The organism is Streptomyces umbrinus (assembly GCF_030817415.1).
GTDB classification, from domain to species: Bacteria; Actinomycetota; Actinomycetes; order Streptomycetales; family Streptomycetaceae; genus Streptomyces; species Streptomyces umbrinus_A.
In genome coordinates this window covers 2,521,147-2,535,949 of record NZ_JAUSZI010000002.1, presented here as the reverse complement: position 1 = coordinate 2,535,949, position 14,803 = coordinate 2,521,147, and the positions used below count along the sequence as shown (strand labels likewise).

12 protein-coding genes are annotated in these 14,803 nt (G+C 68.7%); 9 read left to right on the top strand and 3 right to left on the bottom strand.

All coding sequences use genetic code 11. The features are described from left to right. Positions 1 to 98: 98 nt before the first annotated feature. Complete coding sequence (locus tag QF035_RS11715) at positions 99 to 2,879, top strand: pPIWI_RE module domain-containing protein (protein WP_307520079.1); 2,781 nt, start codon at positions 99 to 101, stop codon at positions 2,877 to 2,879. 347 nt (positions 2,880 to 3,226) lie between these two features. Beyond that, entirely contained in the window at positions 3,227 to 3,535 is a 309-nt protein-coding gene (locus QF035_RS11710) for an NIPSNAP family protein (protein WP_307520077.1), read from the top strand. Here QF035_RS11710 and QF035_RS11705 read toward each other — a convergent pair whose 3' ends face one another. The 3 genes from QF035_RS11705 to QF035_RS11695 all read right to left on the bottom strand — a co-directional run bounded on the left by QF035_RS11705 (position 3,536) and on the right by QF035_RS11695 (position 9,346). Then, the gene (locus tag QF035_RS11705) at positions 3,536 to 7,075 is read right to left on the bottom strand and encodes an nSTAND1 domain-containing NTPase (RefSeq protein WP_307520075.1); all 3,540 of its coding nucleotides are present in this window, start codon (positions 7,073 to 7,075) and stop codon (positions 3,536 to 3,538) included. A 443-nt stretch (positions 7,076 to 7,518) separates the two neighbouring features. Beyond that, positions 7,519 to 8,862 (bottom strand): hypothetical protein, encoded by a 1,344-nt coding sequence (locus QF035_RS11700; RefSeq protein WP_307520074.1) that lies wholly within the window; start codon positions 8,860 to 8,862, stop codon positions 7,519 to 7,521. A 25-nt stretch (positions 8,863 to 8,887) separates the two neighbouring features. Then, positions 8,888 to 9,346 carry a hypothetical protein gene (locus tag QF035_RS11695; RefSeq protein WP_307520073.1) on the bottom strand — a complete coding sequence of 153 codons (459 nt, stop codon included), beginning with the start codon at positions 9,344 to 9,346 and terminating at the stop codon, positions 8,888 to 8,890. A gap of 63 nt (positions 9,347 to 9,409) precedes the next feature. On the opposite strand from QF035_RS11695, the gene QF035_RS11690 reads away from it, so the two are divergent. The 7 genes from QF035_RS11690 to QF035_RS11660 all read left to right on the top strand — a co-directional run bounded on the left by QF035_RS11690 (position 9,410) and on the right by QF035_RS11660 (position 14,768). After that, entirely contained in the window at positions 9,410 to 9,679 is a 270-nt protein-coding gene (locus QF035_RS11690; RefSeq protein WP_307520071.1) for a hypothetical protein, read from the top strand. A 7-nt stretch (positions 9,680 to 9,686) separates the two neighbouring features. After that, the gene (locus QF035_RS11685; RefSeq protein WP_307520070.1) at positions 9,687 to 10,592 is read left to right on the top strand and encodes an ATP-binding protein; all 906 of its coding nucleotides are present in this window, start codon (positions 9,687 to 9,689) and stop codon (positions 10,590 to 10,592) included. Between the two features lie 478 nt (positions 10,593 to 11,070). Further along, the gene (locus tag QF035_RS11680) at positions 11,071 to 11,565 is read left to right on the top strand and encodes an ATP-binding protein (protein WP_307520068.1); all 495 of its coding nucleotides are present in this window, start codon (positions 11,071 to 11,073) and stop codon (positions 11,563 to 11,565) included. Between the two features lie 305 nt (positions 11,566 to 11,870). Beyond that, a complete protein-coding gene (locus QF035_RS11675) occupies positions 11,871 to 12,389 on the top strand; it encodes a hypothetical protein (RefSeq protein ID WP_307520066.1) in 519 nt (172 codons plus the stop codon). 455 nt (positions 12,390 to 12,844) lie between these two features. After that, on the top strand, positions 12,845 to 13,225 hold the full coding sequence (locus tag QF035_RS11670) for a hypothetical protein (RefSeq protein WP_307520065.1): 381 nt from the start codon (positions 12,845 to 12,847) through the stop codon (positions 13,223 to 13,225). A gap of 170 nt (positions 13,226 to 13,395) precedes the next feature. Beyond that, complete coding sequence (locus QF035_RS11665; RefSeq protein WP_307520063.1) at positions 13,396 to 14,010, top strand: SAF domain-containing protein; 615 nt, start codon at positions 13,396 to 13,398, stop codon at positions 14,008 to 14,010. A 23-nt stretch (positions 14,011 to 14,033) separates the two neighbouring features. After that, positions 14,034 to 14,768 carry a MinD/ParA family ATP-binding protein gene (locus tag QF035_RS11660; RefSeq protein ID WP_307520062.1) on the top strand — a complete coding sequence of 245 codons (735 nt, stop codon included), beginning with the start codon at positions 14,034 to 14,036 and terminating at the stop codon, positions 14,766 to 14,768. The last annotated feature ends 35 nt before the right edge of the window (positions 14,769 to 14,803 follow it).

Below are 14,803 nucleotides of genomic sequence, written 5' to 3'. Positions count from 1 at the left end.
CCGCCGGCACTCCCGCGCCAGCGCATCGACGCACTCTCGCGCATCGGAATGACACTCACTGACACTTCTCCCCGATTCGAACGGAGACCCACCCCGCCATGGCCTACGACCACATCCAGCCGGCCGCCTTCGTCCCCACACCGGGCGGCGATCCCTTCCTCATGCCCCACTACGCACTCGCCTTCCCCCGAGCCTGGCGGGACCCTCTCAAGGACCACTGGCAGCACGGCAAGCCCGAGCGGCGCGACCGTGGCAAGGTGTCGGTGCCCATCAAGCGGCTCAACCAGGTGATCGCCGCCGTTGCCCCCGACTTGGTATCCGTGGCCAAGAGGGCCCCACTCGACGACGGCTGGCCCTGGCTGTACGCGAACGCCCCCTATCCCAAGGCGGTGATGAGCACCTTCATCCACGCCTGGCTGCGCGATCTGCAGCCGGGCCCCGAGGGACACGCCAAAGTCAAGGAGACCGCCTCCCTGCTGGACATCGACGGCCTGGAGTGGGATCTCCTCAGCGTCGACATGCTGGAGCAGACCGTCGGTGACGGCGGCACCGCCGTGCCCGCCGACCACCTGTGGCGGCTTCTGCCCGAGGTCCTCGCCGCCCGCATCGCACGTCAGGTACCGGCCTACGAGCACTTCGGCGAGCGGCTTTCGTTCCGGCAGGTCGCGATGGACGCAGGAGCTCCCGGGGCCGAGCTCGTCTCCTGGCCGCCGCTGGAGCACCCCACCGGACGTGGTGCGAAGGCCAAGGTGTGGAACTACTCCGCGTACATCCGGATCTGTCTGCGCACCGCTCCCTTCGACCCGACTCCCCGCATCCACATCTCCACCGGTGTACGCCGATGGGTACGTGGTCCCGTCTGGCTGCCGCAGCGGGGAAGCGCCTCCGTCTACCTGCTGGCAGACCAGAGCCTTGTGCCCGACGGACCCGCCCCGGAACGGTTCGCGGTCGGCGGCCTGCGCTGGGTGCCCCAGACCGGGGGCTACGCGTGGGTTCAGGGAGGGCCGGAGGGGATGCTGAACCAGATCTCTGCCGTCCCCCGCTTCCCCTCACCCGACCTCATGGCCAAGGAGCCGGAGACCTGGCTCACCGGCCGGGACGGCGTCACCGCCGCAGTGGTGCACCACACGATGATGGGACGACACGGGGTACAGGCCGGAATCGCGCCGCAGGAGCGACGGCGCCTGACGGAGTGGGCCACGGCGGCACTGTCACCTGAGTTCATGCGCGTCAGCACATCCCGGCGCAGCGGGATCCGGCGCCAGACTCCGCACAACGTGCTCGAGTCCACCGCCTCCGTGCCGAAGAAGGCCACCGACGAGGACAAGGCGAGGATCGACCGGGAGAATGTCGAGCGGCAGGCGCGCAACGCCGCCCGACGGCGCCCCCTTCTCGTGCGCGCCGTCGGCCCCGCTGGGCTCACCGCCGTACTGCTGCACCAGACCGATACCATGCGCGACCACCTGGTCGCGGCTGCCGAGGAGAACCTCGGCCTCGCGCAGCACCGCACGGCCGGTGGCCCCGACCTGTGGCAGTGGGACCATCCCGACCTGACCGTGCGTCTCCACGTCCGGCAGGCCGGGGAACTCGTCGGCCCGCTGGGTGAGGGCAGCACTCTGCGGCGCGGCGACGAATGGGACGCCGCCATGGATACGCGACGGCGTGCGGCGCGTGACGCAATGCGCACCTGGACGACCGATCTGGGCACGCACCCTCAGCTGGCATTCGTCGAGTTGGAGGGCAAGGACGGCTTCCGGCGTCGCACCAGCGACCCTAAGTCCGCGCTGCGTGTGGGGCTTGCTGACGCCGGCCTGGTCAGCCAGTTCTTGGACCTCCCGGACCCGGACGGCACCAAGCCAGAGGCTGTTTCGGACCCGCACCGGGCCAAGGCTGCCTGGAGCGATGGCCTGCGGCAGCTCGGGATGCGGTTCCTGCCCGAGCATTCACTCGGTGCGGCCATCCCGGAGGCCCTGAACCAGCTCGCCTTCTGGCTCGTCAAGCGCAACGTCAGCCGCGACAACAAATACCCGCAGTTCACCCCGATCGCCGTACTCATCCGTCCTGGCCAGGACTGTGTGCTCGGCCGTACGGCGGAAACGTCGGACTGGGTGCCGTACCCCGAGTTGCTGCGCAGCCTCACCGGAAAGATCCGCAGCACAGATCTCAGGACGCGGAAGCAGCAGGAAGACGCAACCGCCCTGTTCGTCAAGCAGACGCTGTACAAGCTGCGCGGCGAGCCGACCCTCGTCCTCACCCACGCACAGAACACCCGCCAGCGCTGGCCGTGGTTGACCAACCCCGGGCTGGCCGTCGACCGCCTGAGCCTGGGCGCCGGACCACTTCAGCGGCTTGCCGCGCACGGCCGCCGCCTGCGGGTCGTCCGCATCGCGAGCCACGACCGGGAGGAGACACCGCAGTGGTGGGCACCCGACGGGGACGTGGGCGCCGGGGTTGCCAAGGGGCTCTGGGTGCCCGCTGACGCGCCGCAGGACAATCGTCTCTTCGCGAGCACCTCGGACAAGGCCAGCCAGCACGGACACCCCCGTGACATCAGTAAGTTCACCGAGCACCGGAACACAGCCGGACGGTCTCTACGCATGCCAGGTACGCCGGCGTGGAATCCCGAAATCCTGGACCTCTGCATGGCAGCACTCCAACCAGGCGACGATCCGGAGCAGTGGGCCATGTACGTCCACCAGCAGCGCTTCCCGGACGACTATGCCAACGCGCTCCAGCTTCCACTCGCCCTGCACCTCGCCCGGCTCGCCGCGAAGTACGCCGAGCCCATGGAAGACACGGAGCAAGCCGATCCGGGGACGGCCTCGATCGGGGCCACGCCCGAGCACGGCGACGAGGACGGGTCTGAGAGCGAGGCGTAAGCAGTGGCCGACAGCATGCTCAGTGCCGCTGGCGCCTGCTGAGTCAGTCCTCCTCAGCGATGTCGCCGTCCGGTTCCGCGATCGGAGGAGGCGTGGGAGGGCCTGTGTCGGCTTGGGTCTCCTGCCGATGGGCCTGTAGCCCGGTTTCCCGTCGGGTTGAACCTGTGGTCGGGTGTCAGCCACTGGTGATGTCTCCGGATGGGGAGGCACGTCGACTGCGGTTCCCCATCGGGCGCATACTGCGGTGAAAGCCAACAGTGGCCGTTCCGGCCCTTTCGGTAAGTACCGATGGCCTCGCTCCGACACATACTCTGCGGTCCGAGAACTGCGAATGGGGAGGGACTCGTATGCCCAAGACCACCCAGCTGCGCACCTACACCGTCCGGGAGGGCATGCTCGACGAGTGGGTGGAGCGGTGGCGTGCGGAAATCGTGCCGCTTCGCCTGGAGCTGGGCTTCTCCATCGGCGGCGCCTGGGTGGACCGCGAGCGCAACCAGTTCGTGTGGCTCATCTCCTACGAGGGCCCGGAGACCTTCGCCGACCGCAACGCGCTCTACTGGGCCTCGCCGGAGCGGAAGGCGATGAATCTCGATCCGGACGAGTACCTGGTGCACACCGATGACCGCACGGTCGAGGCGGTCGAGCCGCAGTTGTGATCACCGGGCCAGCGGCAGCATGTGGTGTCGCCGCTCGTCGTCGCTGAGGACGCGGAAGACCCGACCGCGGGCTCCCGCCTCCAGGCGGTTGAAGTCGGGGTCGGCGGGCCACACGCGGGCGGTGCCGTCGAAGGACGCGGTGAGTAGGCGCGTGCCGTCCCGGGACCAGGCGACCGAGGCCACTTTGTCCTGGTGCACGCCCACGATGGCGATCTCCTCGAAGGTGGCGGACGACCAGATGCGCACCGTGCGGTCGTCGGATCCGGTGGCGATGAGTCGGCCGTCTGGGGACCAGTCGATGGCGCGCACCCGTCCCTCGTGGCCCTTAAGGCTCTCGATGTGGCGGCCCGTCGTGGTATTCCAGACTGCGGCCGTCCAGTCCCCGGAAGCGGTGGCGATGCGCTGTTCGTCGGGTGACCAGGCGACGTCGTCGACGTAGTTGTCGTGACCGCGGAGCACGGTGAGCTGTCGGCATTCGGCCACGTCCCAGAGTCGGCACGTACGGTCGTCCGAAGCGCTGGCCAGCAGGCGGCCGCTGGAGGACCACGCGATGCGGTTGATCCAGTCCTGGTGCCCTGCCAGGGAACTTAGCTCCGCCCCGGCTTGGGACGACCAGACACGCACGGTTCCGTCGTGGTCCCCGGTGGCGATGCGGTTGCCGTCGGGGGACCAGGCGACCGACTCGACGACGGCTCCCCGGTGGTCGAGGGCGTTGTCCTGGCTCGTGTGGACGATGCGAAAGACGCCGTCGTTGGTGCTAATGGCCAGCCGGTCGTCGAGCGGTGACCACGCGGCGCTCCAAACGCGGTCCGTCTGTTCGACCACGGGGCCGGACAGGGCGCCTGTGGCGGCGTCCCAGACGCGCACTATTCCGTCGTCCGACGCGGTGGCGATGCGGGTGTCGTCGCGAGACCAAGCCGCCTGGTTCACGGGTCCGCGGTGCCCGTCGAGAAGCAAGCTTTCGGCGCCGTGTGGCCGCAGGTCCCATACGCGTCCGGTGCCGTCGGTGGAGCTGGTGGCGAGCTGGCCACCCGATGGGGACCACGTCACTCCCCAGACCGTGTCGGTGTGTCCGCGCAGGACGGCGATGACTCTCGCGTCGTGGGCGTCGACGATCCGTACGGTCTGGTCAGAGGAGGCCGAGGCGAGCATCTGCCCGTCGGGTGACCAGGCGACGTTCCAGACGTAGTCCGTGTGGCCGCGTACCAGGAGCCGCAGTGCGCCGCTCTCTGCGTCGAAGATCCGCACAGTGTGGTCACCGGAGCCGGTGGCGATGAGACGTCCGTCCGGGGACCAGGCGATGCCCTCCACGAAGTCGGAGTGGCCGGTCAGCGTCGTCACCGACGTGCCGGTGGACAGGTCCCACACGAGGGCGGTCTGATCGTGTGAGGCCGAGGCCAGGCGTGTGCTGTCTGGGGACCAGGCGATGCCCCACACGTCGTCGTGATGTCCGTGCAGCTCGTGGACGAGGTCACCTGTATTGGCGGCCCACACGCGGACCGTCTGGTCGCGTGAAGTGCCGGCTATCCAGCGTCCGTTGGGTGACCAGGCGACCTGTCGCCCGATGTAGGAGGCGCCGGTGAGTAACCGCAGAGGCTCTCCGGATGCGGCGTCCCAGATCCGTACGACGTGGTCGCGGCCCACGGTGGCGATCTGGGTGGAGTCCGGCGACCAGGCTACGCCCTCGACCATGGCGCCCTCGGAGGGGAGGACCCGCAGCGAGCGACCGGACTGCGCGTCGAAGACTCTGGCGGTGCCGTCTCGCGACGCGGTGGCCAACAGGAGGCCGTTCGGTGACCAGGCGATGTGACGGACGGTGTCGGTGTGGCCGTCGAGTTGGGTGCGTAGGTGGCTGGATGCCAGAGCCGTCATCAGGCCACGCCGGGCGGCTGCTGTCGGTGTGCATTCGCCCAGTGCTGCCAGCGTCAGCAGAAGGGACTGCTCCGGCTGCTGTTCCACGGCGCCGAGCGCGTACTGCCCGATGCTGTCTGAGACGCGGCGCAGGAAGGCGAGATCATGCCGTTGCGAGGACTCCACGAGCGACTGCGTCGCCTCCGCGGCTTGCCCGGTCTCTTGCAGGATGAGCAGCCAGCGTTGGGCCAGGGTCAACCTCTCGCCGGTGAGCAGGTAGTCGGCGCTGCGGCCGGAGCGCTCCCAGTCCTCCGCCCACTGTTCGAGTTCCGCGCGCTGGCGTAGCTGCTCGGCGCGCGCCTCAACCTCCTGCCGTAAGGGGGCCCACTGGCGAAACAGCGCCTCGTGCGTCACCTGGGCGTAGGGCTCCTGGGCGACGCGTACGTCGGACATCAGCAGGCGTGCCTCGACGAAGGCGTCCACGACGCGTCGTTCCTGTGCTGTCAGCTCGGCGAGCGGCACGCGCCGCCGGGCCACCTCCTGGCCTTGGACAGTGACGAAGCGCAGCAGCACCCTCAGCACGAAGTCGATGCTGTCGCCCTCGGCACCGAGCTCCGCCACGGTGTGGTCGGCTTGCCGGGCGAGGGCGCCGGCCACACCGCCGAGGCGGTGATAGAGCTCCTCGGTGACCATCTCACCGGGACCAGAGGCGAAGTAGAGCTCCTGCAGCAGATAGGCGAGCAGCGGCAGCGCGTCGTCAGTGCCCGCGTCGTTGACGATGGCTTCCACGACGCCGGGCGCGAAGGACAAGCCCACCAGCGTGCCCGGTTGCTCCACCGCCTGGCCGAGCTGGCTCCTGCCGAGTGCGCCGATGGCGACCGGATGTTGGAAGAGCTCGGCGTGGTCCGTGCCGAGGAGTTGTCCGAGGAAGTCCACGCGCAGCGTGGCGAGCACCCGGATCCGGGAATCCCGCGTTACGCAGGCGTGGAGGGCGTCGAGGAACTGCGTGCGTTCACGCTCGCCGGCGAGCGTGATGACCTCTTCGAACTGATCGACCACGAGGAGCATGCGGCGAAACCTGCCCCCACGCAGTCCGGACAGCTCGGCGAGCAGTGCAGTGGGGTCCAGCCGAAGACGCCGCAGTACCGCGTTTACGGACTCGGGCTCCCCGCCAGCGGTGGCGATGGCGGAGGCCAAGGCCCCAAGGGGGTTGGGACCAGGGGAGAAGGCGGGCAGGACCGACCAGCGTCGACCGCGCAGCCGCGGCATCACACCTGCTCTCACCAGGGACGACTTGCCGCTCCCTGACGCACCGACGAGCACAAGGAATCTGTCGGCAGGCCGGTCCTGTACTGCGTGAAGCCGATGCGTCAGATCCTCGGACTGGGCCCGTCTGCCGAAGAAGACCGCGGCCTCGTCCTCCACAAAAGCGTCCAGACCAGGGTACGGGACCCGGTCGCGGGGCCAGTCTGTTGGCGGTGGCGCGGGGTTTTCCAGCCGGTAGACGACGACCTGCACAACCACCATCGTGACGATCAGCAGGCCGATGGCCGGTATCGCGACCTGTTGCAGCAGGTGCAGGAGCCAGGGAACGTCGTTCTCGTTGGTAGCGTAGTTGGTGACGATACCCAGCAGACTTGCGACCAGCACCAACATGACCTGGAGCAGCAGCTGCAGACGGTTCCTCATGAAGAACCAGGCAGGACGCTGGTACGCCGTCGCAGCACCTTACGTCCCCGTTCAGCCGCTACCGATCACCAGGCACCGGGATACCGATGCTCGTGAACATCATCTGCCGCGGGCGACGGGATCTCAACAGCGCCCCAGAAAACCAGTCACTGCCGTGACTCGGCTAGTGTGCGCACTGTCTCCAGAAGGATCCTGCCGGAACATGGCATCTCGCCGTCTGCTCTCCGCCACCGTTCGCAATGGTCAGGGACTCGGCCTACGGCAAGGGGCTGCCCAGGCGGTCAACTGACGGCATGTTCATGCACCATTCCGGACCATGTGCGGGCGGCTGCCCTCTGGGCTTTCACTGCGCTGGCCGAGGCTCGTCAGCTCGATGTCCGCAGGGATGGTCCACCGGCCATGTGGACATTGGCTGAACGATGGTGGTGCGCGATATTGGTGCCCTACGCGCCGAGGGTGCCGATGAGGTGGTCGTCGAGGTCGGCGACGAAGCCCTCGGTACGCCATGGGCGCAGCTCGTGGCGTGCTCGGCGCAGCCGGATGGTGGCGACTCGGCCGCCAGCGCTTGATGCCCCGTCGATGCACTGGTGCAACAGATCGGCGGCGGAGTGCGGGTCGCCGAGTCGGATGCGGGCGAGCGCCTGATCGGTGGTGACGATGGTGCGCTGCACCCGATCGCGCTGCGTGGTGAGCGCGTGGGCGGACCTGGCGAACGCATCGTGAGCCACTGCGGGATCGCCGACGTACAACTCGCACAGCCCGTCGAAGCCGCGCAGGTGGGCGGGCGAGAAACTGATCGCCGACGGATCGCCGTCCTGGTCGCCCTCCATGTCGAACCAGGCCAGCGACAGGGCAGCCTGCGCATGCCGTTGAGCTCCCGCGCGTGAGGCGATCTCCGCCTGCAGTGCGTGCGCACGCGCCCGGACGGCGATGCTCGCACCGGCTCGTGCGTCGCGTACCGCGGCATCGACGAGGTTGCGCGCGGCGTCGATACCAGGCGTCGTGTAGAGGGTGACCAGGGCGTGGCTCATGTGGACGATCGCGCGCCGCCACGGGTTGCCGATGCGGCCGGCTGTGTCGGTGGCCGCGGAGTACAGAGCGCGTGATGCTTCGTCGTCCCGGGTCTCGAAGGCGAGGCGGCCGGCGAGGGTGTATGCCTCTGCGGCGATCGAGCGCAGATCGGGGAGCAGCGGCGCGGGTACGGCGCCCGCGAGCACTCGGCGACAGCATTCGACAACGGGGGCGAGCAGCAGTTGCAGCCGCACAAACGGGATGCTGCCAACTTGCCCGTTCACGTCGCCGATCGCGGCGCGCATCCCGGAGAGCAGCTCCTTGTCGACGTGGGACGGCTCGGCGAGCGCTGCAGTCATGGCGCGCTGCGTCGTCGGACCGAGCAGCGCGAGCAAACCGCCGCCCGCATCAGTAGCTGTTCGCACGAGCAGCGCGCGCAGCTCGTGAAGCCGACGCTCACTTTCCCCCAGGTGGGCAAGGGCGTCGAGTAGTTCGGCGAAGTCCGAGCCACGGCCGAGACTGTGCTGTCCGTCTGAGCCGTCTGCATAGATGTGAGCGAGTAGGAGCTGATAACGCTCGCCCGGCATGATCGGCGCCGTCGGGCTCTCCCACCGGGCCACGGACCGCTGCACACTGGGGACGCTGGAGCCGAGGGGCTGCCCGAGCCGGGACGCCGCGTCGATGATTGCTCGCGCGGTGTCCGCCAGTGACCAACAGCGGGACAGCCTGAGCCGCTTGAGTGTGGCGGCGCCGACACGCCTGTCGTGCGCGGTCATGCCTACATGATGCCCGCTGCACGGGTTACACGGGCACGATCAGCCGAGGTTTCCCCTGTTGGGCACTGTAGTTGAGGGTCTGCCACGTACCGGACGTGCCTTCGGGACCGTCTAGCGGAAAGCCGATCACCATGTCGGAGCGGTCCACCATCCACCGATTACGTGCGTGATACGCCGGTGTCCCCAGCTCTGCGGCACCCAGCTCGACGATCTCGGCGATCCGCTCGCGGCAGCACTGGATTGCCTGTCGCGCTTCGGCCGGCTGCTGCGCGACCGTGCCCGGCGCGACGATCGTGACCCTTGCCTTCGAGTTCTCCGCAAGCCACAGCAGGGACAGGCTGTCGATGCCCTTCGCGCCCCCGATGTGGAAGTGCGCTTGATTACCGGCAAAGGCCCCCAGGAACTGGGCGAACAGCTCCGTGTACCAGGCGAGTTCACGGTGTCCCGTTGACCGCGTGCCGGTAATCGCCACAGTCAGAGCCATGATCAACTCCGTGTCATAGGTTGTCAGATACCGGAACGCCCAGGACTGCGGTGAGATCGGCGCATGGACGCCACCGCATCGGTCATTCTCGCGGAACAACTCAGGGCATGGGGACTGTCGGTAATAAATGTAGATGATCAGACAGTTAGCGTTACGAACCAGCTCAACCTGGCCCTTGTCGAGGGGGTCGGTGCTCTTGACGGACGATATGTCACCGGCTGGGGGTACGAGCTGGGCGAGGCCGGCGACGAGCCAGGCGCTGCGCAGCGGCTCGCCTACCTGCTGGGCCTCCTGGGCGACGCATATGCCCGCGGCACCGAAACGCGCAGGTAGGCGGCCCGTGCAGCAGTCACGAGAGAGGCGCTTCTCCAGCCATCCGGCCTCCGCCGCGTGCGCGCGCACCTTCGTCGCCGACACCCTCACCGAGTGGGAGCTCGACGATCGGCTCGACGATGTCCTCATCTGCGTCTCCGAACTCGCCACGAACGCGCTCAAGCACGGCGCCCCCGCTGACCGGGACTTCCTCGTGCGGGTGGCCTGCCGCAGTGAGCGGCTGCGTGTCGAGGTGTGCGACCAGGGCGACGAAACTCCGACCGTGCGGCTCGCAACAGCCGACGACTGTCAAGGGCGCGGGCTCTTCCTCGTCGGCGCACTCGCCGACGACTGGGGTGTTGCCTTCCGTCAGGAGGATGGCAAGACGGTATGGGCCGAGTTCAAAGTCAATGCCCCTGATCCGCCGCCACGCGATCACATGCCAATGACGACCAGCTCCGAGACTGCGCTGGCATCAGCAGGTCTGTTCGCCTCGCTCGGCGTTTGGTCCTGGATCAGCTCCGATGCCCACGGCGACCCGCTCGGAATCGTGCTGCTCGCGCACCCGCCTGTGCGGCGCCATGGTGAGACAGGCGAGCTGATCGAGCAGCAGATGCGTATTCTCGCCGACGCCTTCGGCCTCGTCGAGGCCGATCAGCCGCTTACTGACATTGGGCCGCGGGTGACGCTCCACCCCGGCGCCCGCATCTTGCTGCGCCCCGACGCCTCACAGTTCGGCGTACAAGTGCCAGCACATCCCCGGCTCGCCCGGCTGCTGACCGAGCGAGGCGAACTCGCCGTCGCCGTGGGACTCGACCCGCTCGCCAGGGGTGCCCCGCCCGCCAACGTCGACCTGTACATCGACCGCGGCCTGCCCGCGAACCGACTCCTGCTCGGCCGAGCCCAAGCCGCGCGTCCACTCACGCCGTCCTGAACGTCGATCGCCGTCAATCTCCCGATTGGTGCTGAAGAACTGCCAGGATCGCTCCCTGCACCGCGGTTACGGCCACGGTGCAGGGACGCATGCGCGGACTCGATATCGCCGACCGGACGGGCGAGCCCGCCGAAATGGGCGTGCTCCGCAGACGCGCTCATCGCCGGCCCCGGACGGCGGACTGAGCGTTGATCATTTGCAGACTGATGTGCTTGGCGCAGCGAAAAGTGCTCGAAAGCACTGGTCAGAGAGGGGTTCCGCTCTTCGTGGACCCACGGTGTGGTGGTCGCGTCCCAGCCGTGATCGCCGGGGAGGTCCCTGACGTGGTGCCGATTCTGTACACCGTTGTGCTGTTGCTGCCGTTCGTGACGGTGGCTGGCCCGACCGCGCTGCTCGAAGCGCGTGATTGCGTACGTCCCGGGCGTGGCCGCCATCGCCGCGTCGTGCGAGGCCGCCACGCGGCCCGGGGAGGGCGGCGATGACCTCCCACCCCGGGCTGAGTGTCACTCCGAGTGTCGTGTGGCGCTGGACGAGCTGCACCCCCAACGCCCCGGCGCACGCCCGGGCTGCCTTGCGCCGCGCCCTCGGCCAACTCGGCTATGACGGCGAGGTGATCAGTGACGCTGTGCTGGCCGTCTCCGAGTTTGTCGCCAACGCCACCGAGCACGCGGTGGGGCCGTATGAGTTGCGGCTGCGGCGCACCGACGCGGAGGTCATCTGTGAAGTAGAGGACCGTGATCCTCGCATTCCGGCGATTCCCGTATTCCCGGCGGAGGCGCCGTTCTCCCCAGCGGAGCAGGACCGGGGCGGTGGTCTGGAGGCGCTGTGCGCGTTGCTGTCCGAGCGCGGGCGCGGCCTGCACATCGTCCACGAACTGACCAAGGGTGTATGGGGGTTCCGAGGCCAGAAGGGGACGAAAACAGCCTGGCTGGCCCTGCCTGCCGCTCCTCGTGACCGATTCGGACCCTCGTAGAGCTCGGACCCTTCGCTGCAGAGCTGTAGCAGGGATGGTGCACCAGGCTTACATGTCGCCCTTGGAATCGGGGCCGCTCGAACTATCGGCAGGTCCCGATTCCTCTGCGTCAAAGCGGCATCAAGGTGACACACCGTCAAGCGGCCGTGCGGAATTCACTCTTCCTTTGCGGTTGGGGAGCGCGTCGCAGGGTACCTCCAGTCGCATATGGTCACTTAGAGTGGTCTCCCGGCTGTATAGGGTGACGGAAAGTGGGGATGGTGAGGACGCGGCGGCGGGCTAATGCGCTCCTAGCAGGAGCGAGCTTGGCGATGATGGGACTGTTACTAGCGGGCTGCACGACCGGTTCATCAGACGCTAAACCGTTGCCGGAGGGCACGCTCGAAACGCGGGTGTCTCGTACGCCGCCGGGACCACCCCCGCCTCCGGATGCAGATCATGCAGAGGCGCTCGCCGCCTACCGGGCGATGTGGGACGACCTCGCTGCCGCTGCGGCCACATCTGATCCGAAGCATCCGCGACTGAGGGCTCATGCCTCTGAAGGGGCGCTGGAGCTGCTCCGCTACATGATGAGGGAAGACCGCAAGAAGGATGTCGTCACCAACGGGCAACTTCGTCTCGATCCCTCAGCAGAGAACAGTGAGGTCACGAGGGCGGTGATCCGGGACTGCGCCGATGCCACTGACTGGCTGCATTACACCAAAGACGGCAAGCTCGAGAACGACGTGCCCGGCGGGCACCATCGCGTTGATGCAACCGTCCGGCAGCGTGGAGGGGTCTGGCGTGTTGAACGCCTGCACATCGATCAGGTGGGCACGTGCTGAGGCCCGGTCCCGCCTTGCCGACGGCAGTGGTCGCCCTGTCCATTGCGGTCTTGCTCACGCCGGCAAAAGACGCAGTGGCCGAGGATGGGTTGAGCACAGGAGCTGGTCTGGCGTGCGTTCCTGGTGCGTGCGACGCAGAGGCACAGAGTGTCAAGAGGAGCCCGGGCAGTTCCATGAAGCGTAGGTCGGTGCCTCATGGAGAAGCGGTGAGACCCGGCGGTGGTGGAGGGCCGCAGAGGCCGCCGACGGTGACGTCGAGTGGTTGGGAGTTCGACTTGGGCCGAGGCATGGGGATCTTGCCGCGCTTCGACGGCGAAACGAAGAAGAAGCCGGAGCCGGGCGGTGGGCGACAGGTTCCTGTGGAGGTGGTTGTCCGGCGGGCGGTGGAGCGGTTGGAGTTGCCGGTGCCGTTGATTCGTACGAGTCCGGATGAGGATTTCGTGCAGGTGGTTCACGTGCCCACGTGGATATGGGTGGAGGACGGGACGTGGGAGCCGGTGTCGGTGTCAGCTGCGGTGAAGGGCGTGAAGGTGACGGCGACGGCCCGGCCGCAGAAGGCGTTGTGGTCGATGGGTGAGGGCGGCTCCGTGGTGTGCCGTGGTCCGGGGACCCCGTACTCGGACACGTACAGCCCCAAGGCGTCGTCGCCGGACTGCGGTTACACATATCGGCGCGCTTCGCTGTCCGCGCCGGGCAAGGCGTACTCGGTGTCGGTGCAGGTGACCTGGGACGTCGAGTGGCAGGGGGCCGGGCAGACGGGCGTAGTGCCGGGGCTGGTGATGACGGCCGAACAGCAGCTGGTGGTGGATGAGGTACAGACCGTCGTGACGCGCTGACGGCTTGGTGTGACGGCGTGGCGTGCGACGGGCGTGCCGGGTCGGTGTAAGTCGGAATTCTCTTGATCGCGAGGTGAATCGTGGGTACCTCCATGTCTTCTTCGGGCCTGAAGGGCGGCGGGTTCCAGGTGCCGGGAGCCCGCCGGACTGGTCCGGAGCAGCCTCCGGCTGTGACGGGCGCCCGTCGGCGCAGGCTGGGTTGGGCGTGGGCCGGGGTGGGGGCGGTGGTGGTCTCGGCGGTCGGCTTCACACTGGTGGCGCAGGCGGTGGGGGAGCGGGAGCGGGTTTTGGTGCTGGCCCGCGATGTGCCGTCCGGTCGGGTGCTGAAGCCGGGAGATCTGCGCGTCGTGGAGGTGGCGGCGGACGTGGGCGTGGTCTCCCTCGCGGACCGCGGCATGGTGCTGGGACGGCGGGCGAAGGTGCCGTTGGTGGCCGGGGCGCTGCTGGCACCCGGGCAGGTGGGCACGAGTGCTGCCTTCCCGCCGAAGGGGTTCTCGCAGGTGGCGCTCGCAGTGGAGCCGGGCGGTGCGCCCCCGGATCTCGGTCGCGGGGAGCGGGTCGCTCTCCTTTCCGGTCCGTCCGGTTCCGGAGCGGCGACGGACGAGGCGGAGGAGAAGGCGGCCTCGGCGGTGGCGGGGACGGTGACGGGGGTTCGGGCGGCGGAGTCGGCGGGCGGGCCGCGGGTGGTGACGGTGCTGGTCGAGACCGGCGCGGCGCGGCGTGCGGCGCAGTTGGAGCATCCGCGTGTGGTGGTGCTTCCCGCGGAGGGGCGTGAGGCTCCGTGAGGCGGCTGGTCGTTATCGGATCGGTGACGGGCGCTCCGGGGGTGACGACGGCGGCGCTGGCGCTGGCTGCCGCGTGGCCGCCGGAGGCGGACGGCGGGGTGCGGCCGGTGATGGTGGAGGCGGATCCTTCCGGCGGTGACCTCATGATCCGCTTCGGTCTGCCGACGGCACCCTCGCTGCTGGATGTCGCGGCGGCGGCCGGAAAGCCGTATCCGGGCTCCCTGCTGGGGGCGGCGAGCGAACTGCCCTTCGGGGTACGGGCGGTGGCCGCGGTGCCGGGCCGCGGGCCGTGCCGGGAGGCCGTGCGGCTGCTGGCCGCCGAGACCGGGCGGCGCGTGCTGCTGGGGGACGACCGGGACCGGGGCACGGTGCTGCTGGACGTGGGACGCCTGACCGAAGACGTCGAGCCGCTGCTTGCTGCGGCCGATCAGGTCGTGCTGGTGGCACGGGGCGGAGCGGAACCGCTGACCCATGTGTCCGTGTACGGCCTGGACGCGCACTCGTATGCCGAGCAGCTGACGCTGGCTGTGGTCGGGCCGTGCCCGTACCCGGCAGCGGAGATCGAGCAGACGCTCGGTATCGAGCGGGTGCTCTTCCTGCCCTGGGACGCCAAGAGCGTGGCCGCGATGAACAGCGCTGAGCCCGGCGGGCGGCGCACTGCCGGGTTCCGCCCGCCACCGCTGATGACCGCAGCACGAACGCTGGCCCGCCGACTGGCAGCGCCGCCGGTGCACGAGACGGGGACGGCGGTCGCATGAGCGAGGACGACGGGACGCGGCTGATGGGACCGAGC

Bases quoted from the DNA above. Each gene is read 5' to 3' on its own strand.
- QF035_RS11710 (WP_307520077.1), top strand. From the start codon at position 3,227: ATGCCCAAGACCACCCAGCTGCGCACCTACACCGTCCGGGAGGGCATG.
- QF035_RS11695 (WP_307520073.1), bottom strand. From the start codon at position 9,346: ATGGCTCTGACTGTGGCGATTACCGGCACGCGGTCAACGGGACACCGT.
- QF035_RS11680 (WP_307520068.1), top strand. From the start codon at position 11,071: ATGACCTCCCACCCCGGGCTGAGTGTCACTCCGAGTGTCGTGTGGCGC.
- QF035_RS11700 (WP_307520074.1), bottom strand. From the start codon at position 8,862: ATGACCGCGCACGACAGGCGTGTCGGCGCCGCCACACTCAAGCGGCTC.
- QF035_RS11715 (WP_307520079.1), top strand. From the start codon at position 99: ATGGCCTACGACCACATCCAGCCGGCCGCCTTCGTCCCCACACCGGGC.
- QF035_RS11690 (WP_307520071.1), top strand. From the start codon at position 9,410: ATGGACGCCACCGCATCGGTCATTCTCGCGGAACAACTCAGGGCATGG.
- QF035_RS11705 (WP_307520075.1), bottom strand. From the start codon at position 7,075: ATGAGGAACCGTCTGCAGCTGCTGCTCCAGGTCATGTTGGTGCTGGTC.